At 63.0% G+C, this 24,987-nt stretch carries 24 protein-coding genes and 4 pseudogenes; 10 read left to right on the top strand and 18 right to left on the bottom strand.

Translation table 11 applies throughout. The annotated features are described in order from the left end of the window. The 5 genes from NYR55_RS04030 (at position 1) to NYR55_RS04010 (ending at position 6,250) form a co-directional block, all read left to right on the top strand. A complete protein-coding gene (locus NYR55_RS04030; RefSeq protein ID WP_260019940.1) occupies positions 1 to 1,143 on the top strand; it encodes a CaiB/BaiF CoA-transferase family protein in 1,143 nt (380 codons plus the stop codon). Then, positions 1,140 to 1,946: a CoA ester lyase gene (locus tag NYR55_RS04025; RefSeq protein WP_260019939.1), complete on the top strand. Its 807-nt coding sequence runs from the start codon at positions 1,140 to 1,142 to the stop codon at positions 1,944 to 1,946. The genes NYR55_RS04030 and NYR55_RS04025 overlap by 4 nt, the downstream gene beginning before the upstream one ends. A 268-nt stretch (positions 1,947 to 2,214) precedes the next feature. Next, positions 2,215 to 4,350: a TonB-dependent siderophore receptor gene (locus tag NYR55_RS04020; protein WP_260019938.1), complete on the top strand. Its 2,136-nt coding sequence runs from the start codon at positions 2,215 to 2,217 to the stop codon at positions 4,348 to 4,350. Next, the gene (locus tag NYR55_RS04015; protein WP_260019937.1) at positions 4,350 to 4,925 is read left to right on the top strand and encodes a hypothetical protein; all 576 of its coding nucleotides are present in this window, start codon (positions 4,350 to 4,352) and stop codon (positions 4,923 to 4,925) included. The genes NYR55_RS04020 and NYR55_RS04015 overlap by 1 nt, the downstream gene beginning before the upstream one ends. Next, entirely contained in the window at positions 4,925 to 6,250 is a 1,326-nt protein-coding gene (locus NYR55_RS04010; RefSeq protein WP_260021548.1) for a PepSY-associated TM helix domain-containing protein, read from the top strand. The genes NYR55_RS04015 and NYR55_RS04010 overlap by 1 nt, the downstream gene beginning before the upstream one ends. Positions 6,251 to 6,306: 56 nt before the next feature. On the opposite strand, the pseudogene NYR55_RS04005 reads toward NYR55_RS04010, so the two are convergent. After that, positions 6,307 to 6,456 (bottom strand): annotated as a pseudogene (locus tag NYR55_RS04005) (IS5/IS1182 family transposase); the annotation flags it as partial. A 257-nt stretch (positions 6,457 to 6,713) separates the two neighbouring features. Beyond that, the gene (locus NYR55_RS04000; RefSeq protein ID WP_260019936.1) at positions 6,714 to 7,784 is read right to left on the bottom strand and encodes an aromatic ring-hydroxylating dioxygenase subunit alpha; all 1,071 of its coding nucleotides are present in this window, start codon (positions 7,782 to 7,784) and stop codon (positions 6,714 to 6,716) included. Positions 7,785 to 7,886: 102 nt separating this feature from the next. Here NYR55_RS04000 and NYR55_RS03995 point away from each other — a divergent pair, with 102 nt between their 5' ends. Next, the gene (locus NYR55_RS03995; protein WP_260019935.1) at positions 7,887 to 8,471 is read left to right on the top strand and encodes a TetR/AcrR family transcriptional regulator; all 585 of its coding nucleotides are present in this window, start codon (positions 7,887 to 7,889) and stop codon (positions 8,469 to 8,471) included. Between the two features lie 41 nt (positions 8,472 to 8,512). Here NYR55_RS03995 and NYR55_RS03990 read toward each other — a convergent pair whose 3' ends face one another. From NYR55_RS03990 to NYR55_RS03920, 15 genes and pseudogenes are all read right to left on the bottom strand, one after another. After that, on the bottom strand, positions 8,513 to 8,902 hold the full coding sequence (locus NYR55_RS03990; protein WP_260019934.1) for an ester cyclase: 390 nt from the start codon (positions 8,900 to 8,902) through the stop codon (positions 8,513 to 8,515). A 100-nt stretch (positions 8,903 to 9,002) separates the two neighbouring features. After that, positions 9,003 to 9,782, bottom strand: coding sequence for a helix-turn-helix transcriptional regulator (locus NYR55_RS03985; protein ID WP_260019933.1), 780 nt, complete (start codon positions 9,780 to 9,782; stop codon positions 9,003 to 9,005). 228 nt (positions 9,783 to 10,010) lie between these two features. Continuing rightward, positions 10,011 to 10,769, bottom strand: a complete 759-nt coding sequence (locus NYR55_RS03980) for an SDR family oxidoreductase (RefSeq protein WP_260019932.1) — start codon at positions 10,767 to 10,769, stop codon at positions 10,011 to 10,013. 271 nt (positions 10,770 to 11,040) lie between these two features. After that, positions 11,041 to 12,537, bottom strand: a complete 1,497-nt coding sequence (locus NYR55_RS03975; protein WP_260019931.1) for an aldehyde dehydrogenase family protein — start codon at positions 12,535 to 12,537, stop codon at positions 11,041 to 11,043. 31 nt (positions 12,538 to 12,568) lie between these two features. Next, positions 12,569 to 13,714: a thiolase family protein gene (locus tag NYR55_RS03970; protein WP_260019930.1), complete on the bottom strand. Its 1,146-nt coding sequence runs from the start codon at positions 13,712 to 13,714 to the stop codon at positions 12,569 to 12,571. After that, on the bottom strand, positions 13,707 to 14,126 hold the full coding sequence (locus NYR55_RS03965; protein WP_260019929.1) for an OB-fold domain-containing protein: 420 nt from the start codon (positions 14,124 to 14,126) through the stop codon (positions 13,707 to 13,709). The genes NYR55_RS03970 and NYR55_RS03965 overlap by 8 nt, the downstream gene beginning before the upstream one ends. Continuing rightward, complete coding sequence (locus tag NYR55_RS03960; RefSeq protein WP_260019928.1) at positions 14,123 to 14,893, bottom strand: SDR family NAD(P)-dependent oxidoreductase; 771 nt, start codon at positions 14,891 to 14,893, stop codon at positions 14,123 to 14,125. The genes NYR55_RS03965 and NYR55_RS03960 overlap by 4 nt, the downstream gene beginning before the upstream one ends. A gap of 19 nt (positions 14,894 to 14,912) precedes the next feature. After that, on the bottom strand, positions 14,913 to 15,680 hold the full coding sequence (locus NYR55_RS03955; RefSeq protein ID WP_260019927.1) for an enoyl-CoA hydratase/isomerase family protein: 768 nt from the start codon (positions 15,678 to 15,680) through the stop codon (positions 14,913 to 14,915). Between the two features lie 26 nt (positions 15,681 to 15,706). Continuing rightward, the gene (locus NYR55_RS03950) at positions 15,707 to 17,260 is read right to left on the bottom strand and encodes an AMP-binding protein (protein WP_260019926.1); all 1,554 of its coding nucleotides are present in this window, start codon (positions 17,258 to 17,260) and stop codon (positions 15,707 to 15,709) included. A gap of 261 nt (positions 17,261 to 17,521) precedes the next feature. Beyond that, positions 17,522 to 17,896 (bottom strand): annotated as a pseudogene (locus NYR55_RS03945) (Tn3 family transposase); the annotation flags it as partial. A 17-nt stretch (positions 17,897 to 17,913) separates the two neighbouring features. Further along, positions 17,914 to 18,319, bottom strand: a pseudogene (locus NYR55_RS03940) (recombinase family protein). A 591-nt stretch (positions 18,320 to 18,910) separates the two neighbouring features. Continuing rightward, on the bottom strand, positions 18,911 to 19,333 hold the full coding sequence (locus tag NYR55_RS03935) for a type II toxin-antitoxin system VapC family toxin (RefSeq protein ID WP_260019925.1): 423 nt from the start codon (positions 19,331 to 19,333) through the stop codon (positions 18,911 to 18,913). Then, entirely contained in the window at positions 19,330 to 19,845 is a 516-nt protein-coding gene (locus tag NYR55_RS03930) for a hypothetical protein (RefSeq protein WP_260019924.1), read from the bottom strand. The genes NYR55_RS03935 and NYR55_RS03930 overlap by 4 nt, the downstream gene beginning before the upstream one ends. A 68-nt stretch (positions 19,846 to 19,913) precedes the next feature. Next, entirely contained in the window at positions 19,914 to 20,342 is a 429-nt protein-coding gene (locus tag NYR55_RS03925; protein WP_260019923.1) for a nuclear transport factor 2 family protein, read from the bottom strand. A 37-nt stretch (positions 20,343 to 20,379) separates the two neighbouring features. Continuing rightward, complete coding sequence (locus NYR55_RS03920; RefSeq protein ID WP_260019922.1) at positions 20,380 to 21,195, bottom strand: SDR family NAD(P)-dependent oxidoreductase; 816 nt, start codon at positions 21,193 to 21,195, stop codon at positions 20,380 to 20,382. 37 nt (positions 21,196 to 21,232) lie between these two features. Here NYR55_RS03920 and NYR55_RS03915 point away from each other — a divergent pair, with 37 nt between their 5' ends. The 4 genes and pseudogenes from NYR55_RS03915 to NYR55_RS03900 all read left to right on the top strand — a co-directional run bounded on the left by NYR55_RS03915 (position 21,233) and on the right by NYR55_RS03900 (position 24,464). Further along, positions 21,233 to 21,874 carry a TetR/AcrR family transcriptional regulator gene (locus NYR55_RS03915; RefSeq protein ID WP_260019921.1) on the top strand — a complete coding sequence of 214 codons (642 nt, stop codon included), beginning with the start codon at positions 21,233 to 21,235 and terminating at the stop codon, positions 21,872 to 21,874. After that, the gene (locus tag NYR55_RS03910; RefSeq protein ID WP_260019920.1) at positions 21,871 to 23,172 is read left to right on the top strand and encodes an FAD-dependent oxidoreductase; all 1,302 of its coding nucleotides are present in this window, start codon (positions 21,871 to 21,873) and stop codon (positions 23,170 to 23,172) included. Before NYR55_RS03915 ends, NYR55_RS03910 begins: the two co-directional genes overlap by 4 nt. A gap of 19 nt (positions 23,173 to 23,191) precedes the next feature. Next, positions 23,192 to 23,564 (top strand): annotated as a pseudogene (locus NYR55_RS03905) (Tn3 family transposase); the annotation flags it as partial. 219 nt (positions 23,565 to 23,783) lie between these two features. Then, a complete protein-coding gene (locus NYR55_RS03900; protein WP_260019919.1) occupies positions 23,784 to 24,464 on the top strand; it encodes a TetR/AcrR family transcriptional regulator in 681 nt (226 codons plus the stop codon). Here NYR55_RS03900 and NYR55_RS03895 read toward each other — a convergent pair. After that, positions 24,461 to 24,934 (bottom strand): DUF3237 domain-containing protein, encoded by a 474-nt coding sequence (locus NYR55_RS03895; protein WP_260021547.1) that lies wholly within the window; start codon positions 24,932 to 24,934, stop codon positions 24,461 to 24,463. The genes NYR55_RS03900 and NYR55_RS03895 overlap by 4 nt on opposite strands. Positions 24,935 to 24,987 lie beyond the last annotated feature (53 nt).

Below are 24,987 nucleotides of genomic sequence, written 5' to 3'. Positions count from 1 at the left end.
ATGCGCCCGCTTGAAGGGATCACGGTTGTCAGTCTTGAACATGCCATCGCGGCCCCGTTTGCGACGCGCCAGCTCGCCGATCTGGGCGCGCGGGTGATCAAGGTCGAGCGGCCCGGTGGCGGCGATTTCGCCCGCGACTATGACGACAGGGTCAATGGTCTCGCCTCCCACTTCGTCTGGTGCAACCGGTCGAAGGAAAGCATCACCCTCGACCTCAAGTCGCCGCTCGGCCGCGAGGCGCTGTCACGGCTCGTCGCCCGCGCCGACGTTCTGGTCCAGAACCTTGCCCCCGGCGCCACCGCGCGGATGGGCTTTGACTATGCGTCGCTGGCATCCGAACACCCCGCGCTGATCGTCTGCGACATTTCGGGATATGGGCAGGACGGCCCCTATCGTGATCGCAAGGCCTATGACCTGCTGATCCAGAGCGAGTCCGGGTTTCTGTCGGTTACCGGCACGCCTGAACAGGTGGCCAAATCGGGCTGTTCGATCGCCGATATCGCGGCGGGCATGTATGCCTATACCAACATCCTCGCTGCACTGATCGAACGGGGCAGGACGGGCAGGGGGCGGCATATCGACGTCTCGATGCTTGAGGCGATGGCCGAATGGATGGGCTTTCCCATGTACTATGCATTCGACGGCGCGGCCCAGCCGCCGCGCACCGGCGCGCGCCATGCCACCATCTACCCATATGGACCGTTCCGCACGGCCGATGGCGAGGTGCTGTTCGGTATCCAGAACGAGCGCGAATGGCGGAGTTTCTGTGCGGAGGTCATGGGCGATCTCGCTCTTGCCGAGGATCCGCGCTTTGCCGGCAACAGCCAGCGTTCGGCCAATCGCGAGACGCTGGAACCGATCCTCGACGCGGTGCTGGGCAAGCTGAGCAGCGCCGCCTTGATCGAGCGGCTCGACAAGGCTCAGATCGCCAATGCACAGGTCAACGATATGGCTGCCCTCTGGTCGCATCCGCAGCTTGCAGCGCGCAGGCGCTGGCGCAAGGTGGCGACGCCGCAGGGTCCGGTTTCGGCGTTGCTCCCGCCGGGGCAGGCCGATGCGCGAATGGATGCCATTCCCGCGCCGGGCGCGGATACGCAAGCGATCCTCGCCGAACTGGGGCTGATCGAGGCAAAGGTTGCATGAACGCCGACGCTTCGGCGATCGCATCTGCGCGCAGCCTGTTGTTCGTGCCCGGCGATCGGCCCGACCGTTTTGACCGGGCGCTTTCGTCCGGCGCCGATCTGGTGATCGTCGATCTGGAAGATGCGGTCGCGCCAGCGGCAAGGACGGCGGCGCGCGATCATGTGCGCGGGCTTGTCGAAACCGGGGCGCGCGTCATCGTGCGGATCAATGGCGCGGGGACATCGGACGAGGCGGCAGACCGGGCGCTTGTCGATCGCGGCGGCATCTTTGGCGTAATGCTGCCCAAGGCGGAGCCGGGGCCGATGCTCGACTGGATTGTCACCCGTGTCCCCTTGATCGCGTTGATCGAAAGCGCACGGGGCGTTGCCGCCGTTCACCAGATCGCGGCCACGCCGGGTGTTGCAAGGCTGGCGCTGGGCACCATCGACCTCGCGAACGATCTTGGCATGGCAAGCGATACAGGGCTGCTCGATCCGATCCGCCTGTCGTTGACCATTGCCTCCAGAGCTGCCGGGCTGCCCCCGCCGATCGATGGGGTGTGTGCGGCGTTTCGCGATACAGCCGCTATGTTGGGTGAGGTCAGGCGCGCCGCAGACCTTGGCTTTAGTGGCAAGCTGTGTATTCATCCGATGCAGGTTGAACTGGTTCATTCGGCCCTTGCGCCTGATGACGAAGCGGTCGCGCGTGCCCGCCGGATCTTGGCGGCGGCCAATGCGGCGGATGGCAAGGCCTGCGCATTGGATGGCGAAATGATCGATGCGCCCGTTGTCGAGCGTGCCCGACTGATCCTGTCCAGACTTTGACCGACGATCGGTTGGGTTAGCAGAAAATGTAAGCAGTCGTCGTGCCGGTCTCCTGCGTGGGCATGTCAGGTTGCGGATGCTGCTGCGCCCAAGGCGACTTTGCCTTGAAGCACCCGTACCACGTCCTCCCGAAACTGCTACCTGGCGCATGGCCCCGATCGGCATGCGCCCCGACATGCGTCATTCACACCAATCCCTCATGTCCAGAAAACTTCTTGCTATTGATAACAAGTCGCATTAGCCGATCGCCAATCATAAGGGGATGCATATGCGTTTTGTTCGGTTCGCGGTGGGTTCAGCGGCGGCGTTGATGTCGTCGGCCGCCTTTTGCCAAGAGGGTCGTTCCGACACTGACATCGTCGTAACCGGCGAAAACCAGTCGGCAGGTGGCGCGACCAAGACCGACACCCCGGCAAGCCAGGTGCCGCAGCCGGTGACGATCATTACCGACGAATTGTTCGAGGCGCAGGGGGCGGTCTCGATCTCGGACACGCTGAACTACGTCGCGGGCGTGCAAGCCAATCCCTATGGCCCTGACAGCCGCGTCGATGGCGCATTTATCCGCGGCCTGGATGCGCTTCAGTTCCGCGACGGGATGCGGGATATCTTCAGCTTTTATGCCAGCGTCCGCGCTGATCCCTATAATTTTGACAGCGTCCAAGTGCTGCGGGGCCCCTCGTCAATGTTGTTCGGCCAGGGCGCCCTCGGTGGCCTGATCAACCTCAACTCCAAGCTTCCCTCGTCCGTCTCCGCTGGCGAGCTTGCCGTCCGTTACGGCTCGTTCGATCGCAAGGAAGTGCTTGGCGACTTCACCGGTGCGATCACCTCCGGCCTGAATGGCCGCATCGTCGCGCGCATCCGCGATGCGGGCAGCCAGACCGATTTCGTGCCCGACGACCGCGTGATGCTCTCGCCCTCGCTCACCTGGTCGCCCAGTGCCGCGACGGACATCACGCTGCTTGGACTGTATCAGGAGGACGACGGCGGCTCGACGTCGCAGTTCCTGCCGCTTGTCGGCACCATCCTGCCCAATCCCAATGGTCAGCTGCCCAACAGCCGCTTCATCGGCAAGCCCGGCTGGGACCGGTATGATGGCCGCCTGCTGCAGGGGACGGCGCTGGTGACCCACCGGTTCAGCGATGCGGCGAAGGTCAGCCTGAAGGCACGCTATATCGACAGCGACCTGACCTATCTGACCCATTATCCCGACAGCTATTCCAATCCGGCCAACCCCTATGTTCTGCTTGATCCGGTGACGGGCGCGCCGGTCACTGATCCGGCGACGGGCGCGGTGCTGCGCGACCCCGCCCAGCGGACCATCGGCCTTTACGCCGATGGCAGCAAGGCACGGATGGAGATCTTCTCCACCGACAATAATCTCCAACTCAATTTCAACACCGGGTCCGCGGTCGAGCACGTTCTGCTGGTCGGCGTGGATTATAGCTGGAACCATGTCCGCAAGGTCGGCGGGTTCGGTTATGAGTATATCGACATTTACGACATCAATTATGATGCGCTGTCCGATTTTGGCGGCGGCCTGCCCGCTGCCGATCCGCTCGAGGATGTCGAGCAGACCCAGCTTGGCTTCTATGTGCAGGATCAGTTGCGGTTCTTCGACCGGGTGTCGGTCGTGGTCGGCGCCCGGCGCGACCGGGTGACGAGCCGGACGTTCGGCGGCGAACGCGTGGCCCAGAGTGCCACCACCTTCCGCGCCGGGATCATCGGCGACATCACCCCCGGCCTGTCGCCCTTTTTCAGCTATACCGAGAGCTTCGAGCCGATCGCGGGCACGGCCAGCAACGGCAATCCGTTCGTGCCCAAACAAGGCAACCAATATGAGCTGGGCATCAAATATCAGCTGAACGCCGCCAGCATGATCACCCTGACCGGATACCGGATCAAGGAGAATAACCGGCCGGTCGATGATCCCACCACGCCCGATCCCTTCGATCAGCGCCAGGCCGGATCGCTGACCTCCCAAGGGGTGGAGTTCGAGGCGCGCACGATCCTGCCCGGCCAGGTGCAGCTGATCGCCAATTACAGCTATAACGAGGCCGAGATCGACGGCACCAACCAGCAGATCGACAATGTGCCGAAGCACAATGCGTCGATCTGGGCGGGCAAGGGCTGGACGCTGGCGAACGACATCGGGTTCAGGCTGGGCGGCGGCGTTCGCTATGCGGGCGACAACATCTCCTATGGCCCCGCCTTTCCGAACGGCATCGTGACGCCGGACTATACCCTGGTCGATGGCTTTGCCGAACTGAGCTGGCAGCGCTGGCGGCTGTCGGTCAACGCCACCAACCTGCTGGGCGAGGAATATTATTCCGCCTGCCTGGCGCGCGGCGACTGTTTCGTCGGGGCCGAGCGCAATGTGTTCGCAACGCTTGGCTATCGCTTCTGATGCGTGAGCCGATGGCCCTGGTCTGGCTCGCGGCGCTGCTGGGCGCAACGGGCGTGGGCGGACTGCGGCTCGCCTGGTCGTACGCGCAGCGCAGCGCTGGCTGGGTGGGTGCCGGTTGGGGGCTGATCGCCGCATCCGCCGTTGTCGCTTGGCACGGGGCCGGGGCCTGGGGCGTTGCCGTGGCTGCTTTGGTTGCCATGGCGACGGCCCTTGTCGCGCTTGGTGTGGCTGCGCTGCGCTCTCCGCCCGGCCGTAAGACGGCATTCGATCGCCGAACCGTGGTTCAATCCTCGTCCTGCGACCCGATGCGGATCGGGCGGAGGCTGGCGACGTTCTTGATTACCGTGCCCGGCGGCTTTTTGTCGGCACTGGCCCTGGGGCTGGCACTGCGCGGGGCGGGGCTGATACTGGGCTGGGGCGAGGCCAATGCCACCGTCGCCGCCCTGTTTGCCGTGCCCATCAGCTGGGCTGTGCTGGCTACGATTTTATTGATGCAGCCACGGCGGCGGGGTCAGGCGCTGACCCTGCTCGGCTGCGCTGTGCTAGGCGCACCTTTCATGCTGGGGATCGCATGATGACGGATGCTGCCAATGCGACTTTGGTCAAGCGGGGGCTTTCCGCGCATGCCGCCATTGGCCTGCTGGCCGGCGCGCTGCTCTATCTGGTCTGTCTCAGCGGCACGGTGCTGGTCTTTTACGAGGAATGGCAGCGCGCCGAGCAAGGTGCCGCACCGGAGATGACCACCATCGACCCGGTCGCAGTGCAGCGCGGCGTGCAGGCGGTGCTGGAGAGCGAACGCGGCAAGCCGGCGACCACGCATCTCTATGTCCATCTGCCCGTACCGGAGCTGCCCCGCACCACGATCACCACCGACAGCCAGGCGGTGCATCTGGATGCCCAGGGCCGCATTGCTGTCCCTGAGGAAAATGGCTGGTCCGAATTTCTCTACGCGCTGCATTACACGCTGCACCTGCCCAGCCTCGTTGGCATGACGATTGTCGGAATCCTGGGCGTGTTGATGCTGGCGCTCAGCATATCGGGCGTAATCGCGCATCCCCGGATCTTTCGGGACGCCTTCCGGCTGCGGATGCGGCATGGCGGCGGCCTTGCCCTCGCGGACTGGCATAATCGGCTGAGCGTGTGGACGTTGCCCTTCGGCATCGCCATTGCCATTACCGGCGCTGCGATCGGGTTGGCCAGCGTCACTGCCTATGCGGTCGCTGCCCGCTATTATGATGGCGATATCGAGGCGGTCTACGCGCCCATCTTCGGCGAAGAGGCCAAACCTGATCCACGCCCCGCGCCGGTGCCCGACGTCGCCGTAGCGTTGCGGACGATGAGCGATCGCTTCCCCGACGTCGCGGTCACCTATGCCATTCTGCATGATCCGATGACTGCTGGGCAGCATGTCCAGATCGTCGCGAGTCCGGCACGTCGGCTGATCTTCGGCGAATATTACGCGTTTGACGCTGCCGGGCGGTTCATGGGAACGGCCGGGCTGGCCGACGGCGATATCGGGAAGCAGGCAGCGGCGTCGAACTATAACCTGCATTTCGGCAATTTCGGCGGATTGCCGGTGAAGGTTGCATATTGCTTGTTCGGCCTTGCCCTTACCATAGTCAGTGCCACCGGCGTCTATATCTGGCTGGGCAAGCGCCAGCGCCGGGGCATTCGCGAGCCAGGTTTGTTGGGGGCTTGGCATGGTGTCGTCTGGGGAGCGCCGGCCGCGCTCATCCTGACGCTGGCCGCACGGTTCGCAATTGGCAATGCAGCACCGTTCATCGCCATTTTCTGGACAGTGCTTATCGTCACTATCGTCGCATGTGCCGTGAGATGGGTCAGCATGGACCGGTCCAACATGAAGCTGCGTCAGGAACCCTCTCGGCTCACAGCCGCCTGACGAAGAGGTTTGAACCTTCATCGACGCGATTTCGCTGTGAAGTCAGGACTCGTTGATCACAGCCAGAAGATGATGGTGGCAGCGAGGGCGACGGCAGATAAGAAGGCGGTCCGGCAGCGGTCGTAGGGGGTTGCAGCGCGGCGCCAGTCCTTGAGACGGCCGAACATGATCTCGATGTGGCTGCAGCCGCGATAGCGGCGCTTGTTCGTGCCGATCGAGGCCGCGGCGAGCGTGCTTGCTAGATTGGCATCGTCAGCATAGATCGCTGCCAAATAGCATCGATTGGTAAATGCGATGCCATATGCAGATTTGCCATGCTGGCTCTGCAACCCGTTGATACCGCCGTTACCGCCTTCCGTCCCGGGCCGATTACCGAGGACGAGGCGGCAGCCATGTTCCGGGCAGGCCTCAATCTTTTCGGCAAATGGGAGGAGCAGCGCAGCATCCCCTCGGCACAATCCCCTCAAGCAATACTCATGATCGGCCCGCAACTGTTCGACCGCCGCGCCGTATCGCGCCGGCGCGCCATCGCGCGTTCGAACAGCGTGATTGCCTTGTCTCCCCCCGTCGGCATGATGGCCCGATCCGCTGGCGCCGAAGCGATGATGGCGTGCTGTGCCTCGATGATCGCCTTGTCTTCGGCAAAGGCCTGCTGCGCCATCGCGAGCCTTTGATGGATCAGCGTTTCTGCATCGGGCATAGTGCGCGGGACGCCCCAGGTGAAGAAATAGCGTGATGTCGTAGCAGACAGCGCCGTGACAGCTTGCCCATGCACTTCCGACACCAGCGGCCCGCACGGCGGCTTGCCCGAGGCAGAGAGCTGCGCCACGGTCCCCAGCGGATAGGGTTCGGTACGCATGATAAGATAGCCCGGCACGAGATATTCGTAGGACGTGTGCAAATCGACCAGCATCGGGTTGTCTTTATCCGTGCCGGGCATCGCCTGGGTTTCGACCCACCATTCAACCGCAACGCCGTTTGCGATGGGCTGGATCGTCGGCTTGACCTGCGCCCAGCTTTCATCCGCCCCGAAGCTGGCTGGGTGGACGAATGTGAGATGCGTGAAGTCGAGCAGGTTGGCGTTGATCAGGTCGTTCGATGCAGCATAATCCAGCCGCCCCTTCACGAAGAAATAGTCCGGGGAATCGATCGCAACGAAGGGCGGGAGCAGGCTTTCATCGGCCGCCTCGGGCGCTCCGCCCCAGACGAAGACCCAGCCGCCCTGCTCGACAATGGCAAAGCGGCGGATTGCAGCGCGCGGCGGAATCTTGTCCTGCCCCGGAATCTCGATGCAGCGGCCGTCAGGCGCGAACAGCAGCCCATGATACATGCAACGGATATTCACCCCTTCGCATCGCCCCTTGGAGAGCGGCGCGAAGCGATGCGAGCAACGATCCTCGAGCGCAACCAGCCCGACATCGCTGCGGGTCACCACCAAAGGGTGTCCCAGCAATTGAAGCGGGACAAGTTCACCAGCTGCAAAGTCTTCGGAATATCCGATCGCATGCCAAGCGTTCTCGACAATGTCGGCCATGCCTCACTCCCCTTTTTTGCGCCCTCATTCTTGCGAGGTGTCACCAATGTAAACGGCGCTTACTTATTGCGTCGATATGGGCATTGTGTCAAGCCCGTCAGCATGTCCCAGCGCCAATTCCACCACGGCAACCTGCGTGCCGAACTGATCGAGCTTGCATCCCGGCGGATCGAGGAAACCGGGATCGAGGGGCTTTCGCTGCGCGAACTGGCGGCGGCCATCGGCGTTTCACCGGGCGCGCCCTATCGCCATTTTTCCAGCAAGGAGGATCTGCTGCACGAACTGGCCGAGCGAGAGATCGAGAGGCTGGGAGAAGCCTATCGCAAAGCCCAGGCGGCAGACCTGCCGCCGCGCGAACGGTTCAAGATGGCGTGCCGCAGCTACCTGGAGCAGGCGCTTCAGCGCCCGCAATCCTTCCGCATGGTGTTCATGACCGACCGCTATCTGAACCCGACCACATCGGCGGATTCAATCCCGTCCTATGCGCTGTTCGTTGACCTTGCGGTCGCGGCATCGGGTCATGCCGACCGGCGCCGTGGCGAGATCCTGGCGCTGACCAGCTGGGCCATGTTGCATGGCTTTGCCATCATTCGCATGGACTCGCGCATGCCTTCAACCGCGTCACGCGATGATGCGATAGAGGCTGTGCTCGACCGGGCGTGCAGGGTGGAGGAGTGCAATCCGTAATGCGCAATGGCCGGGATCGCGAAATCCCGGCCACCCGCAGATCAGAACATTCCATTCGTGTGCGGCAGTGTTGCCGGAATTTCCTGAATCACGTCCCAGTGTTCAGCAACCTTGCCATTTTCCACGCGGAAAATGTCGATGGCGGCAAGGCCTGGATCGCCGGGCCAGCGTTCAAGGTGAGTGTGGACCACCACCATGTCACCTTCGCAGATCGTGCGGTGCCAGGTGGGCTTGCGGTCAGGCCATTCCTTGGCGACCCATTCCACCATGGTCTTCAGGCCCTCAAAGCCATCACCCGCCATGGTGCTGTGCTGCTTGTAATCGGGCGTCATCAGCTCATCGCGCAGGCTGAGATCACCGCCATCGACGAGGTCGCGATAAAATCGCAGCACCAGCTCGCGGTTGGCTTCAAGATCGTGTGTTTCGCTCATGTCGGCTTCTCCGTCTGGTTGTCAGCGGGTTATTGCCTTTGGGGTCGCGCCTGTCTGTCACTACATCGGGGGACACCACGGCTCCATTCAAGCTGGTCGATCAGACCAGTTCGACCAGCAGCGCGCTGGCACTGCTGACCCCCAGCCGTTCATAGGCGCGGCGGCGATATGTCAGTACAGTGTTGCGGGTGATGGCGAGCTGGCTGGCGATGGTGGAGGAATCCTTGCCCATCACTGTCATCGCGCAGACATGGCGTTCACGCTGGGTCAGCGACGGGAAGCGCCTGCCCAGCAGGCTGACGAGATGTTCGGCGGTATTCTTTCCAGGGATGGCATCGACCGAGCGGTTCTGCCAGCCGCTGTGCCGCCGGATAAGCGGGATCGCCAGCGAGGCAAGGCTAGCCAGATGCAGAAGCTGCGCTTCGGTTGCGTCACTTTCTGCGAGGTAGATGTTGAAAATGGCCCAGCCCTTGTCCTGTGCCGTCGCTACCGAAATGCGCATCCGGAAGTCCGGTTGGTCGAAGCAGAGCCAGCGGTGATCCTGATCCTTCAGGGCGCCCACCCGCAAGGTGCCCACCAGCCGGTGGTTCGGATCGCCCTGTGCGGGCAGCGCGCAGAGCAGGGGATCTCGCCCAGAAAAGCGCTGCGCCAGCGCCTGCGCGCGCAGGCCAGCGTCGGCACGCCGCCCGGCCCAGCCGACCGCCTCGGCGCGCGCTCCGCAGACCATGCCGATCCCGCACACCTCGCCCACGGATACATCCGACTGACTGAGAAAGTCGAGCAGCGCGGTATCAAAGCTGCCATGGTCGACATGATCGACCAGCATCTCCAGTGAACGGCCATCGACGACTGCCGTGGTTGGCAGCTGGGTCCAGTTCATGCCTCTCCTCCGTGCAGCTTGACATGCGGCACTTGTCGTCCGGCGGCACCCGTCAATGCTCCGGGTATCCGGCCTGATTAGAATTCTACCGAACGGTCAGAAAGTCAACCGTTAGCAGATTGAGGGGCAGAAGCCGAACAGGATGAACCAGCGGGCCATTGCGGAGCAGCATCGGCCGGAAGCATGTTCGCAGTCATGCCGCCGGTCGATGCCATCATGCAAGGCGCCTTAACCGCAGCCGACGATGCCGCCGTCGACGATGATTTCCTGCGCGGTGATGTAGCCGGCTTCCTCCGAAGCCAAAAACAAGGCTGCGGCGGCGCATTCGTCTGCCGTGCCGAAGCGCTTCATCGGTGAGGCCTGGCGCATGATTTCCTTGACCTGCTCGACCGCTTCGGCGGGAACCCCGCCGGTCCGGCCGGGCAGGGGGGTGTCGATCGGGCCAGGAACAACCGTGTTCACCCGGATGCCCTGTTCCACCAGTTCCCCGGCCAGACTGCGCGACAGAAAGGAAAGCGCTGCCTTGCTGGCGCCATAGACGCCCGCCAGCGGCTTCACGCGGATGCCGCCGATCGAGGCGCAGAACACGATGCTGCTGCCCTTGCCGAGCAGCGGTAGCAGGGCCTGAGCGAGAAAGAAGCTGGCCTTGAGATTGATGTCCATCAGCTCGTCCCAGACCTCCTCGGTGACATGGGCGAGCGGGCCGAAGTTGGAGATGCCGGCATTGATGAATGCGGCGTCGAGACGGTCGGTGATTGCCGAAATCTCGCGCGCAACGTCATCGGCGGCGGCTTTCGACTTGAGGTCGGCGCGAAGAGCTACGGCACCGGTACCAATTGCGATGCGCGCAGCCTCAAGCGTCTCCGGATTGCGACCGACGATGATCACCTTGGCACCTTCGGCTGCGAACTGGCGTGCCGCGGCCAAACCGATACCGCTATTCCCGCCCGTAACCAGGACTGTCTTGCCTTCAAAGCGTTGCTTCATGTCCATTCTCTCCGTTTGGCCCCATGGAAGCTGGGTCGTTCATGCCGATCTGCCCGTTCTGGGCATTGATGTCTGTCACTAGACATCGGGACAGGTGATCCGGACCGCTGATCCGTTCGCCGGGCCATGCCTCGCTTACCCAGCCATGGCCGGGTTGCCGGAGCGGCGCCGACGAACGGCGTTGCCAGCAGCAAGATGCGTAGCGGCAGGCGGGCGGCTCAGGGGCGGGGGAGTGGGGGGACGGCTGGCACAGCGCCATCCCCCCGCTGGATCAGGCGCCGAGCAACGCTGCAACCGACTTTGTCTCGGTGTAGGCCAAAATACCCTCTGCCCCGTATTCGCGCCCGAAGCCGGATTGCTTGGCCCCGCCAAATGGCAGGGCGACATCCAGCAGCCCATGCGAATTAATTCCCACCGTACCGCTGCGCACGCGCCGGGCCATGCGGTGAGCGGTCGCAAGATCGCGCGTCCAGATGCTCGCCGCAAGGCCATAGGGCGTGGCATTGGCCTGTGCGACCAGCGACGACAGGTCGGTATCGTCGTCGAACGGAATGGCAGCCACGACTGGTCCAAATATCTCCTCGCGGATGATCGACATGTCGGGTGTGGTGTCGGTGAACAGGGTCGGCTTCACGAAGAAGCCAGCATCGCCCACCGCGGTGCCGCCGGCGGCGACGGCCGCGCCTGCGGCCTTGCCCTGTTCGACATAGCCGAGCACCCGGTCGCGCTGGGCCTGCGAGATCAGCGGGCCGATCACGCTGCCTTCGTCGAGCCCGTGGCCGATGGGCAGGCCAGTAGCGATGGCAGCGACGCCTTCCACCACCTGATCATAAACCTTGCGATGCACGAACAGGCGTGATCCTGCCACGCAGACCTGCCCGGTGTTCATGAACACCGCATTGGCAACACCGGGGATCGCCAGTTCGAGATCGGCATCGGCAAAGACGATCGACGGCGACTTGCCGCCAAGTTCGAGGCTGAGCCGCTTCATGCCATCGGCAGCCGAGCGCATGATTGACTTGCCGACGGGCGTGGATCCGGTGAAGCTGATCTTGTCGACCAGCGGATGCTCGACCAGCGCAGCGCCCGCATCGCCCTCGCCCGTGACAATGTTGAACACGCCTTCGGGAATGCCAGCCTGCAGCGCCAGTTCGCCCAGCCGCAAGGCGGTCAGCGGGGTCAGTTCGGCAGGCTTGAGCACGATGGTGCAGCCCGCTGCCAGCGCTGGCGCGGCCTTCTGCATGGTCAGCACCAGCGGCGCGTTCCATGCCACGATCTGCCCGACCACGCCAACCGGTTCGCGCAAAGTATAGGCGTGCCAATCACCGGGTGCGGAGACCTGGATAGTCTCCCCATTCAGTCGCGTGGGCCAGCCGGCATAGTAGCGGATGGTGGAAGCGACGAGCGGCAGGAAGAAGTTGCGCGTCAGCAGCAGCGGCGCGCCATTATCTACGGTTTCAAGCTCTGCCAAAAACGCCATGTCCTGTTCGACCAGGTCGGCCAAACGGTGCAGCAAACGGCTGCGCTCCACCGGCTTCATGTCACGCCATGCCGAGCTTTCGAACGCGGCATGGGCGGCGCGAACCGCCTTGTCGATGTCGCTCGCCCGGCCCTTCGCCACGCTGGTGATGACCTGACCCGTGCCCGGATCGACCACCGCGAGCCGCTCGCCCGCCTCGGCCGGAACGCTTGCTCCGCCGATGAGCAGGTCGTGCTGACGCAGAATGAAATCAAGTACGGGCTTTGTGATGCGCTGGTGAAGGGTCATGGTTCTCTCCTCGGATCGTTGTTGTTATGGATCATCGCGACAGGATGTGGATCGCGCAGGCCCCGGTCTCGAGACCGGTGGCATTGCCGCCGAGCATCTGTGCGAGGCCCAGCTTGGCCCCCGGCACCTGCCGCTCGCCCGCCTCGCCGCGCAGGTGCAGCGCGATCTCGCCGATATTGCGCACACCCGATGACGAAAGCGGATGGCCGAGCGAAAGTAGCCCGCCCGAGGGGTTCACTGGAACGCGCCCGCCAAGCGATGTCGCGCCCGACCGCAGCAGGCCCACCGCATCCCCGCGCGCGCACAGTTGAAGGTCCTCGTAATGGACCAGTTCCTCGGCAGTGAAAGCATCGTGGATTTCGACAAGGTCGATATCGCGCGGATCGACTCCGGCCATTTCATAGGCCTTGGCCGCAGTGCGCGCGCCGACTTCGAACGAAGTGAGATCGGCCTTGCGGTGGAAGTAGTCCCCCGATTGCAGCACCGATGCCATGATGCGGATCGGCTGGCGGGTGTAGCGCCGTGCATAGCTCTCCGAACACAGGATCACTGCCGCTGCGCCATCGGTGTTGGGGCAGCATTGCAGCAGGGTGATGGGGTCCACCACCGGGCGCGAGGCCAGAACCTCCTCTACCGTGAAGCGCTTGCGGTACTGCGCCTTGGGATTGAGCGCTCCGAAATCATGGGATTTGACCGAAACCTGCGCAAAATCCTCCGGCGTTGCGCCGTGCGTTTCCATCAGGCGGTTTGCCATCAGCGCGAACGTGACCGGCATGGCCGAGCCGAGCTGGCCTTCCAGATCGTCCTTGGCCGGAGGGATCAGCTTGCCGGCCACCGGGCTGGTCGTCATCGATTCCACGCCGACCACGATGCCGACATCGTAAAAGCCCGCCGCGATATCCTTCCACAAGGCGCGCACCGCGCTTGCACCGCCCGCGCAGGCGTTCTCGATGCTCATCATTTCGATGCGGGTGATGCCCACTTCCTTGAGCACGGTCTGCGCCGTAATCATGTCGGCATAGAGCCGCGAGCCATAAGCCACCTCGATCTCGCGCGCCGGAATTCCGGCATCGGTGATCGCCGCCAGCGCCGCTTCCCGGCCGAGCGAGCCAATGCTGCGATCAGGCATCTTGCCGAACTGGCTCTGGCCGACGCCGAGCACGAACACATCACGCATCGGCTTCTCCCGTTTTGACAAAGCGATAGGCAATCACCGGCACGCCATCCTCTTCCCAAGTAGGGCCAGCGTGCAGTTCCATGCGGTCACCGATCTTCAGGTTCTCGCCCTCCAGCGGGGCAAATACGCGCGGGCCATCATCATCGAGATCGACATAACCGACCTGGTAGGGGGGGGTGTAATGCAGCGTGCGCATATGGACCGTGGTGTGGGCGAACAGCGTGCCCTTGCGAGGCAGGTCCACCGTCTCGACGGTTTCCTCCAGCGTCTCCGGGCAATCGGCGCGCGGCGGAAAGCTGACATGGCCCGACTGCACCCCGCGCGACCCCACGAGAGTCCAGGCGCCCCCGACCTGACGGAGCGCGCCCTCGCGGACGAGACGCGGTTCGGGATTGGCTTCAGGCGGGCTCATTGCGGCATCAGGATGTTGCCGGCATCGAAGCGATAGTCGCGGCCGTTGTGCATGGGATTGCGGATGATCTCTTCGGCAAACGAGGCAAATTCGTCCGGCTGGCCCAGGCGCTTGGGGAACAGGAACTTGTCGATGATCCCCTGCTTGGTCTCGGGCGGCATCTGTTCGTAGATCGGCGTTTCGAACGCCCCGGGCGCGACGGTGACGACCCGGATGCCGGACGCAGCAAGTTCGCGCATCAGCGGCATGGTCATGCCCACGATCGCGGCCTTGGATGCCGCATAGGCCAGCTGCCCGATCTGCCCTTCATAGGCCGCGCCAGACGCGATGTTGATGATCACGCCGCGCTCGCCATCTGCATTGCCTTCCGTACTCTGCATTGAAGGCACGCAGGCGCGCATCATGTGGACCGTGCCATAGAGGTTGACCTTGATCACCCGGTCGAACTTGCTCATCTCGATCGGCCCCTTGAAGCCGACGAGCTTGGCGGGCCCGGCAATGCCGGCGGCACAGATCAGCGCGCCAACCGGACCAAAACGCGCGACGGCCGCTTCAACCGCGGCATTGACCGCCGCCTCGTCGCTGATGTCGACCTGCAGGAACATCGCACGCTCGCCCAGCTCTGCGGCGACGCGGTTGCCGCGTTCTGCATCCATGTCGATGATCGCCACACCTTTGGCGCCCGATGCCACGAGCCTGCGGGCGCAGGCCTCGCCAATGCCCGATGCGCCGCCGGTGATTACGGCGACCGTGTCTTCGATCTTCACTTCCCGTCTCCTTATGGTCTTACCGCCCGACAAACTGCGGCGCGCGCTTTTCCGCGAATGCCCGCAAGCCTTCGGCAAAGTCTTCCGATAGCGAATAGGTCATGTTGGCATCGATCTCGGCCTGAAGGGCCTCCTCGACGCTCTGGGTCCCCATGTCGTCGACCAGCTTCTTCGTGACGGCGAGGCCGAGCGGGCTCATCCGCGCAATGCGAGCCGCCAGCGCTTCAACCTCGGCGACCAGCGCATCGTCATCGCAGACAAGATCGATAAGGCCTGCCTGGTGCGCGCGCTCGGCGTCCCACAGGTCGCCGGTATAGAGCATCAGCTTGGCCGCACCGCTGCCGACAAGGCGAGGCAGTACAGCTGCAGAGCCTGCACCGGGGATCACGCCTGCCTTCAGATGCCCGTCCCCGATCTTCGCACTGCGCGCAGCGACGCGGATGTCGCATGCCATCGCCAGTTCAAGTCCGCCCGCCAGAGCAAAGCCCTTAATGGCCGCAATCACCGGTTTGCGCGACGTGCGGATCCGCAATAGCGTCCGCTGCACCCGGCGCGGCACGGCCGCAGGATCGCTGGCAATATCGAGCGCGGCCAGCCCCTTGAGATCAGCACCTGCGCAGAAGGCGGCATCATTGGCACTGCCAATAAGGATCACTCTGACCGCATCATCGGCCAGCAGCGCATCCATTGCGGCATCGAGAGCCTCGAGCGCGGAAAGGCTCAGCGCATTGCGCGCGCGGGGGCGATCGAGCAGCAGCCAGGCGAACCCCTGTTCGCTGCGCTTCACCTTCACCGCTGCATTGGTGGGGCCTGTCATACCAAACGCTCCTTTTCGTGCCAGAAGCGCTCGCGCAGTTCGCGCTTGAGTACCTTGCCCACTGGCGAGCGCGGCAGCGTATCGATCATGATCACGGACTTGGGCGCCTTCAGCGATCCGATGCGCTCCTTGCACAAGGCGATGAGGTCGTCGGAAGCGACGGTCTGGCCCGGCTTCGTCTCGACCACAGCGGTGACCGCCTCGCCCCAACGGTCGTCGGGAACGCCGATCACGGCGCAATCCGCCACGGCGGGATGGGCATTGACCACCCGCTCGACTTCCGCCGGATAGATGTTGAAACCGCCCGAGATGATCAGGTCCTTGGCCCGGTCGACGATGTGGACGAAGCCTTCATCATCGATCCGCGCCAGGTCGCCGGTCAGGTGCCAGCCATTGCAGCGGGTCGCCGCCGTCGCCTCGGCATCGCCGACATAGCCCAGCATCACGCCATCACCGCGCACGGCAATCTCGCCTATTTCGCCCGGGGCGACCGGTTGCCCATCTTCGCCCAGCAGCGCGATCTCGCACATCGGATTGATGCGACCGGCACTGGAAAGTCGCTCCGGCCCGGCAGGCTGGCCATCGCTTCCCAGATGATCGGCCGGGCCGAGGAAGCAATTGGGCAGGCCGCTTTCGGTCTGGCCATAGACCTGCGCCATCACCGGCCCCAACGCGCGCACCGCATCGGCCAGCCGTGCCGGCGACATCGGTGCGGCACCATAGAAAAGATATTCCAGCGCGCTCAGATCGTGGTTGGGGATCAGGCCGCTGTCGAGCAGGCCGTAGATCACTGTCGGTGGGAGAAAGGTTTGCGTCACACCCCAGCGCTCAATGGCGGCCAGGATCGCGCCAGGCTCAGCTGCGCCGAGCACCACGCAGGACCCACCCTGGGCAAAGATTGCATTGGCAATCTTTCCAGCGGCATGAGTCAACGGAACAGCAGCGAGAAAAACCGGCCTTCGCCGCGCGGGCGCCAGTGACAGGAAGCTGGCTACGGAGAAGTCCGCCTCGCGGACCGGCAGGAGAACCCCCTTGGGAAGTCCCGTTGTGCCTCCGGTCGGCTGAATGGAGTAGGGTGTTTCCGGATCACCAACAACCACCCCCTCCGAACGCGCATCGCCGCACCACGTCTCAAGATCGGACGTGTCCGGTCCGACGTCCTGCCCCAGCACCACTATTTCGACTGAGCGACCCATTTCGGTGATGAGTTGCGGCGCCAGCACCGCAAGATCAGGATGCAGAAAAATGACATCGGCTTTGAATCGCGCAAAAATCGCTGCATTGTCTGCCGTGGCATATCGGTGATTGCCGGCGATCGGGACAACTCCGGCCCGGAAGCAGCCAAGCTGAACGATAAAGGCCGTGACGTCATTGGGCGAAAGAATGCCCGCCCTGGCAATGTGAGCACGGTGTTTCAGCGCACCGGCCACGCGCATCGTTCGGTCTCGCACTTCGCTGTAGGACAACCGATCACCGGATCGGCCATCGATCAAGCAATCAGCCGCCGGGTCGCGGGCGCAAGCAATGTCTATGTGCCTTACGGGGTTCATGTTTCCTCTCGCCGTACAACATTTCTACTCACCGGTAAGCTGTGTCAAGTGCGGCATCGCAGCCCGTCGCGCTCAAGGAGGAGGCGTCACATAAAAGGGGCACAGATATACGGTATCGACGATCATGGCGGCAGTCGGGTGGTCCGACGCAGGGGCCGCAGCTTACCGTCTGATACGCTGGGGCTGGCCCAAAGATAGTCGCCGGTCAGGCTGATGTGCTGCTATCCGAGCGGGCAGAAATGCTGGAGTAGGTCGGGCGGTATTGGGGATGCGTGGCGCGAAGCGGAAGCCGAGCAGGTGGCATAGCGCGAAGACATGATCGCAGACGCCGCCCCCATTAGTGTGGTGGCGCTCGATCGCGAGGTCTGCTCCGTGGTGGAGCAGGCCGTCGAGAACATGCGCCGCTTCGCTGGCTCCGGCTGAGATGATCCTGGAATGGAACGGCGCGTAACGGTCGGAGACGTGCGTGCAGAACGAGACGGCGAGATCGCTGCCCTTGTGCGGGTTGATCGCGCCGGTTGCCTGCGCCCGCCGGTCGAGCGGGAAGTTCTGTCCGTCCGAGCTGGACGCGGTCCCGCTGCCGAACATCGCAGCGAGCAGCATCCGGTGCTGCGCCTCGGTCAGCCTCGCCAACGCCGCGCCGTTGGTCGTCGTCAGCGCGGGCGGCAGGAGCCAAGCCTGAAGCTCCACCCGATCCACGCCAGCGTGTCGATCAGCGTCGAGCGGGCGACGCCGAAGTTGCGGCAGACTGCCGCCTTGCTGGCACCTCCATCAAGCGCGGCGGTGATCGCCTCGATCTTCTCCGCGTCGATCATCGGCGGCCGGCCGCCTTGCCGCCCCCGGCGTTTCGCCTTCCTTCAGCTAGGCGAGGCAGGCTTTGAGGCCTGGACGATCGTCGCGCGCTCGGGACGCCTTATCGACATGAATGTGCCGCTCATCGACCCCGGCCGCGATGAGAGCGCCGCGCTGGAGGTCGACCGATTGACGGTCGTCGGCCGATGACACCCGCATGTATCCAACCAGCCTGTGCGACAAACCCTCCCAACTAAGTTTCCGCATGGTAAAACAAGGCAACAGGGTGTGTCGTATAATTTTGCCACGCTTCGGATTCCGGTTTTGATCGGCACCGCCGGCCCGCCGGACATCACCTGTTTGCTGTCACGCCAAACCACACGCACATTGGAGAGCTGCCGGTAGGAAAAGAGAGGCATGTGCGCAGGCTTTTGGTCGATCGCGCGGCGGCTTTACGAGGAAGGTCCACGCCCGCTGAGACAATCAAGGACTGCCTATCGGGTTCATCCTGACGGGAGGTGAGGCTTCGGATTATGGGGCCGTCGATGAACTGATGGCCCTGCCATTGCCCAAGCCCAAGGCGCTGCTTGCCGACAAGGGCTATGACGGCGATCGGCTCCGCGAGAACCTGCTCATGCGCGGGATTTTGCCCATTATCCCGCCCCGGTCGAACAGGAAGACGCCAATCCATCCCGCCTATCGACGCTAGCGGGGTCGCAACTGCATCAAGCGGATATTCGGAAAACTGAAGCAGCAGCGCCGCATCGCCACCCGACACGACAAGACCGTCCTGTCATCTGAAAGCTTCCTCAACCTCGCCGCCGCACGGCGATGGTCGAAGTCTTATGTCGACGCAGCCTAGCGTCCGTTTATCCATGGGTCGATGATGGGAACACCCGCTGCCTTGAACGCGCTGGCGTCCCGCGTGGCGACGGCGAAACCATGAGCGGTGGCTACCGCCGCGATATAGCCATCCGGCGTCGGAAACCCCTTGCCTGCTTTACGCGCGGCCACGGCAAGATCGGCATAGCGGCGGGCGGCGCTTGTATCGAAGGGCAGGATTCTGCCGTCGAACAGGGCGAGCACCCCGTCGAGTGTGACAGCGAGCTTATGCTTGCGCCGCCCGTCCGGCAGAGCTTCGATGCCGAACAGCAGCTCCGCGACCGAGACGCCGGAGAGGTACAGGGTTTCGGCGACCTGTTGGTCCAGCCAGTCGCGAACGGCGGCGGCCGGTTCCGGTTTCATCGCCTCGGAAACCACATCGGTGTCGAGGATGATCATTCAAAGCCCATGGGCTTGGCGGGCGTCTGGTCGCGGGTTTGTTCCAGCGCCTCGAAATCGGCGTTGGTCAGCCCGGCATCGCGGCTCAAGGCCGACAGGGCCGAGCCGATGCGGATACGGTTGGCGGGACGAACCGCTGCTTCCAGAATGTCGCGCATCTCGGCCTCGGCGCTGCGCCCATGATGAGCCGCGCGTACCTTGAGGGCGCGGTGGGTCTCTTCGGAAAGGTTGCGAATGGTAACAGCAGGCATCTGATCGCACCTCTCAAAATTCGATGGCTTTGCTATCAATTTAGTAAAAGTGATATCGCTCCGCAAGGTGAGCCCCAAAGGCCGCGACAGATGGCCGCCAATTCGGGTTTGCAGAAGATCACCCGGAAGAGTTGTTCCAACCGCTCGGTCCCCCCGTCGGTCAAAACCACAGAGTTCGCCGTGCCATTGGATTACTGATAAATCCCTTCCGATGAAACCGGTGCATCGCATCTCAATCGAAGCTTTCCCATGACGGGTCATCCCACAGGGAGGCGTGACGGGATTGCTGCTCTCTTTGATAGCAACAATCCCGATCAGCAGTTGTCCTGTCAGAACATGGTGTTGGTGTTGAGGGCCTCGGCGGGCACGGGCTGGATCACATCCCAGTGTTCGACGATCCTGCCGTTTTCGAAGCGGAAGATATCCACCCCTGCCTCGCCGCGTCCGGTCGTGTCCTGAATGCGGAACAGATGCAGATGCACGACCACAAAATCGCCGTCGATGATGAGGTTGTGGAATTCGAAGCGCGTGCCTTCCTTCGCGCGATCGGGCGCCCAGTTTCGCAGGCCCTCGACCCCGTCCGGAATCATCGGATTGTGCTGGATGTAGGTGTCGCCCATGAGAGCGGTCGCCTTGTCGATGTCAGCGTTCTGCCCATCGAACAGGTAGGTGTAGAAGTCCATGACGATACGCGCCTTGTCCTTCTGTTCGGGGGTGTGGTGCGGCTGGTCGACGAGTTGTTCGGGGGTCTTGATCATCTTGTATGTCCTTTTGCTACTGAATTTGGGGCATGCGTCACTGCGCCAGTGAACCGCCGTCCACCGGATAGAAGGCGCCGGTGACGAAGCTGGCCTTGGGGCTGGCCAGCCAGACGACGAGCTCGGCGACTTCCTCGACCTCGCCCATGCGGCCGATCGGATGCGAGGCTTCAAGCTGCGCAAGCTGGTCGGGCGGGAAGAATTTTTCGAGGCCGGTGCGGATCAGGCCGGGGCCGACGGCATTGGCCCTTATCCCCTGCGTGGCATATTCGAGCGCGACATTCTGAGTGAGCCCGACAACACCGTGCTTGGCCGCGGCATAGGGGCTCAGTCCCCGAGCGCCGACGACGCCACCCAAACTCGCCATGTTGACGATGGCGCCGCTGCCGTTTTCCAGAAGAGCGGGGATCTGCGCCTGAAGCGCGTGGAACATGCCCGACAGATTGACGGCGATCACCTTGTCCCAGGTCTCGCGCGGAATCTCCGCCAGCGGTGCGACCGGGTGGCTGATGCCGGCATTGTTGACGGCGATATCCAGCCGCCCGAACTCCGATCCAGCGCGCGCGACCAGTTCGCCATGATAGGCCGGGTCGGCGACGTCGCCCTCGACAAAGACGGCCTCGGCGCCCGCGGCCTTAAGCTCAGCGGCCGTCCGTTCGCCGCCCTCCACCGACATATCGGCGAGGACCAGCCTTGCGCCCTCGCGGCCGAACGCCAGGGCGATGCCGCGGCCGAGGCCGGACCCCGCGCCACTGACGATGGCGACCTTGTCCTGAAGCATAGCGTTCATATCGAACCCTCCATTTTGCTGCTCCGGTGTTTCTAGGTTGAATAACCAATCTAGAATGATCATACTAGTGGGTATGGCCGATCAGGGAGTCAAGAGCGGAATGCAAATCACATCGCCAAATGGGCAAGACAACGAAGGGGCCGGAGCCAAGGGCGCGAAGCGGCGGCATCAGGTGATCGCAGCGGCGGCGGCCTGCTTTCGCAAGGAAGGGTTCCACGGCACCAGCATCGCACGCATCTCGAAGGCGGCGGGGATGAGCCCCGGCCATATTTATCACTATTTCCCGACCAAGGAGGCGATCGTCTCGGCGATCGTCGAAGACGAGGAAAGCGAACTCGCCGCGCTGATCCGGGCCCTGGAAGAGGCCGATCCCGACGGGGACTTCCTTGAACTGGTTCGCGCACGGATAGATTCGATGATCGAACGCAGTCTGGATCCCGATCATCGCAGCCTGATGCTGGAAATCGCGGCCGAGGGCGCGCGCAATCCGGTCATCGCCAGCATCCTTCAGGACAGCGACCGGCGCGTCGCCGACCGTTTCGCACAACTGGCGCGGCGTATGTCGGGCGCGAGCGCCCTTGGCCGTGCTGACGAGGCCGATCTGCGCGCCCGGCTCGAACTTCTGCCCGTCCTGATCAGCGGGCTGGCAGCGCGTTTCGGGCACAAGGCCAATGCCGAAACGCCGCGCATGGCGGCGCTGATCAAGGATGCCATAACCTATATCTGGAGTGCAAAGGCGTGACCGATCAACCCACACCCGTTCCCCATATCCGCATCGTCGGTGGCGGTATCGCCGGCCTCATCTTGGCGACCCGGCTGGGGCACTCGCTTGGCAAACGCGGCCGGGCGCGGATCAGCCTCGTCGACAAGAGCGCCACCCATGTCTGGAAGCCCATGCTGCACACGTTCGCTGCCGGCACCTGGAATATCTACCAACAACAGGTCCAGTTCCTCGCACATGCGCACCAACACCATTTCGAGTATATTCCGGGAGAGCTCGAAGGTCTCGATCCCGCCGCGCGGCGCATCCACCTCGCACCGGTCGAGGTGGAGGGAGAACGCGTCGCCGAGCGGCGCTCGCTCGACTACGACGTCCTGATCCTGGCTTTCGGGAGCCGCGCCAACGATTTTGGCACGCCCGGCGTGCTCGAGCATTGCCATTTCATCGATAACCAGGCCGAGGCGAATCTCTTCAATCAACGTGTCCGGGCACTGGTCGCGAGAAGCTTCGTTCACGGCGGCGATATCGACATCGCAATCGTCGGCGGCGGTGCGACGGGCGTCGAACTCACGGCCGAACTGACGCGCATGGTCGAGCTGGCCTCCAGCTATGGCGATGGAGCCATGCGGCAGCGGCTTCGGCTTACCCTGCTCGAAGGTTCTCAACGCATTCTCGGCGCCTTTCCAGAGGCGATTTCCGAGACTGCAACGGCGCAGCTTCGCGCGCTTGGGGCCGATGTGCGCACCGGCGTGAAGGTCGTGGGAGCGGATGAAGCAGGTTTCGTCATCGATGGTGGCGAGAGAATCGACGCTGCACTTAAGGTCTGGGCGGCGGGAATCCGTGCCGCGGCCGTGTTCGAAGGTTCTGGTCTTGCAACCAACAGGGCCGGCCAGATCCTGATTACACCCGATCTCATGGCTGAAGGAAGCCGACGCATCTTCGCGCTCGGTGATTGCGCAAGTTTAACACCTGATGGCGCCGAACGGCCGCTACCCTCCACCGCGCAGGTCGCCAACCAGCAGGCACTGCACCTGATCCGGCATCTGCCGGGCTGGCTTGAGCAAGGGGTTGAGATTCCGCCATTTGTCTTCAGAGACCTTGGATCTCTGGTCTCGCTCAGTGACTACGATGCCTATGGCACCCTGGGTCGCTTTGGCTTTTTCAGGGGCGGCTTGATCAAGGGGCGGTTCGCGCAAGCCAGCCACGCGGTCCTTTACAGACGGCATCAACTGACATTGCACGGCTTGATGCGTGCACTGCTCCTGTGGCTGGCCGACCGGATCAACGCGACGGCGCAGCCGCCGATACGCTTGAGCTGATGTTTAGCCCCGTCGGCATGAACGGCCCGAGGAGCGCCGCGAGGCCACGCGCGAGGTGAACAAGGGCGAGGCGCAGAACGCGCCCAAGCACCCGATCTTTTTTCCATCGCACCGGCCGCATCCGCGATCACGGTCTGCAAGCCCAGGGACATCGCGCCAGCGCGCTCAACCTGGTCGACCGCGCGATCGTGCTGTGGAACACCACCTACCTCGAAGCCGCCATGCGTTACTTCCATGCAGGGACGCCCGGTGCCGCCCGACCTGCTCCAGCATCTCTCCCCACTTGGATGGCGGCACATCAACCTGATCGGCGACTATATCTTTGGTCCGGCCCTGGCGCATCGGACGACAAGCTTTGTCCGCTGCGTCAGACCACCTGGTTGCCGGCATGATCGCCGCTACCGTATATCTGCGCCCCTTTTATGTGACGACCCCAAGGAGGCGCGACCGCGTCTCAGGCATGATCTGGTGAAGCGGGTTTGATAACCGGCCTGCTCACGCGTCCCGGAGATGTTCTGATGGGGGAAATGCCAGACGGGACTTGCTGCGTTGCGAACCAACGCGCATAACGACCGCTAACCAATGGGAAGAATTTTCAACGGAGTAATCGGGTGGGGAAGCCGCAAAAGAAAATGCGATGGTCCGGTACCGGAAGCGAGCGCGAACTTCAGGTCAAGATCCGCCGCGATGCGGTGGTGGCAACTGCTGCGCGATTGTTCAACGAATTCGGGTACTATGCAACAACTCTGGATGATGTGGCGAAGGAGCTTCACGTCACCAAGGCTGCTCTGTACTATTATGTCAAAGATAAAGACGAAATCCTGTTTGAATGCCAGAAGCAGGCGCTGCTGGCTATGCGTGACGCCCTTGACGAAATCGGCCAGCACGAGATTTCTGTTGGAGAAAGACTGAAGCACTTCCTCAATGCCTATGCAGAAACGCTTGGTCAGGACTATGGCAAATGCTTAATTCGTACCGGCATTCGTCAATTGAAGCCGGAGAGCCGGGAGCGGGTCATGCCATTTGTGCGTCAACTTGATTCCGGCCTGCTGTCGCTGATTGAGGAAGGAATCGCAAAAGGTGAATTGCGGCAAAACTCTGCACGCCTGGTTCGCAACTTTATTTTTGGTGCCTTTCAGGGATTGACGGTTTGGTTCAACCCGGATGGTGAATTCTCCATCGAAGACGTCTTCACCTGCTATTGGGAACTGTTGGCCCATGGTCTGTTTATAGCCGAGCAGCCAACTGCTCTGCCTGTTTCAGCCGTCGCAAACGCCCCGTTCGGCAGTTAGCCTGTCACGACTTCGTAAACCTGGATTACGGCAAGCGCCGCGCGGGTCGGGTAGGGGATTTCAGCCACGAACAGTGCGCGGTTCATCCAAGCATAGGGACTGTCGATCGCGACCTCGAACTTGGGTCGCGTCTTCATGTTCCAGATCCCCGAGCCGATCGGCAGCGCGTCAACCACCTTCATCGGCACGTCAGGCGTCACATGGCCGACACCTTCGTTGATGACTGAGATATGGTGGCCATCATCCGTCATCAGATCATAGCGCGCCCAGATTTCGAGACCTTCGTCCTCAGGCCGATAATAGTTCCAGTCCGATCCGGTATGCAGCACCTTGCCCGAACCGCCAGGGCCGAAAAAGCGCCCGCCGGTGACCGGTACGACCATCCGCATGCCCACCGGGGTCCGCCCGACAATCAGCGACGGCGCAAGCTCTGCCTCAATGGTCATCACGGGGCGCAAGGAAAGGGTCATGCTCGATCTCCAGATATTCAGAAATTGACAGTCGCAGCAGCCGATGCGCACGC

Origin of the sequence: Sphingomonas sp. BGYR3, from assembly GCF_025153455.1 — a bacterium.
Taxonomy (GTDB): Bacteria; Pseudomonadota; Alphaproteobacteria; order Sphingomonadales; family Sphingomonadaceae; genus Sphingomonas.
The sequence above is the reverse complement of the archived record's forward strand: the minus strand, read 5'-3'. Positions and strand labels throughout refer to the sequence as shown.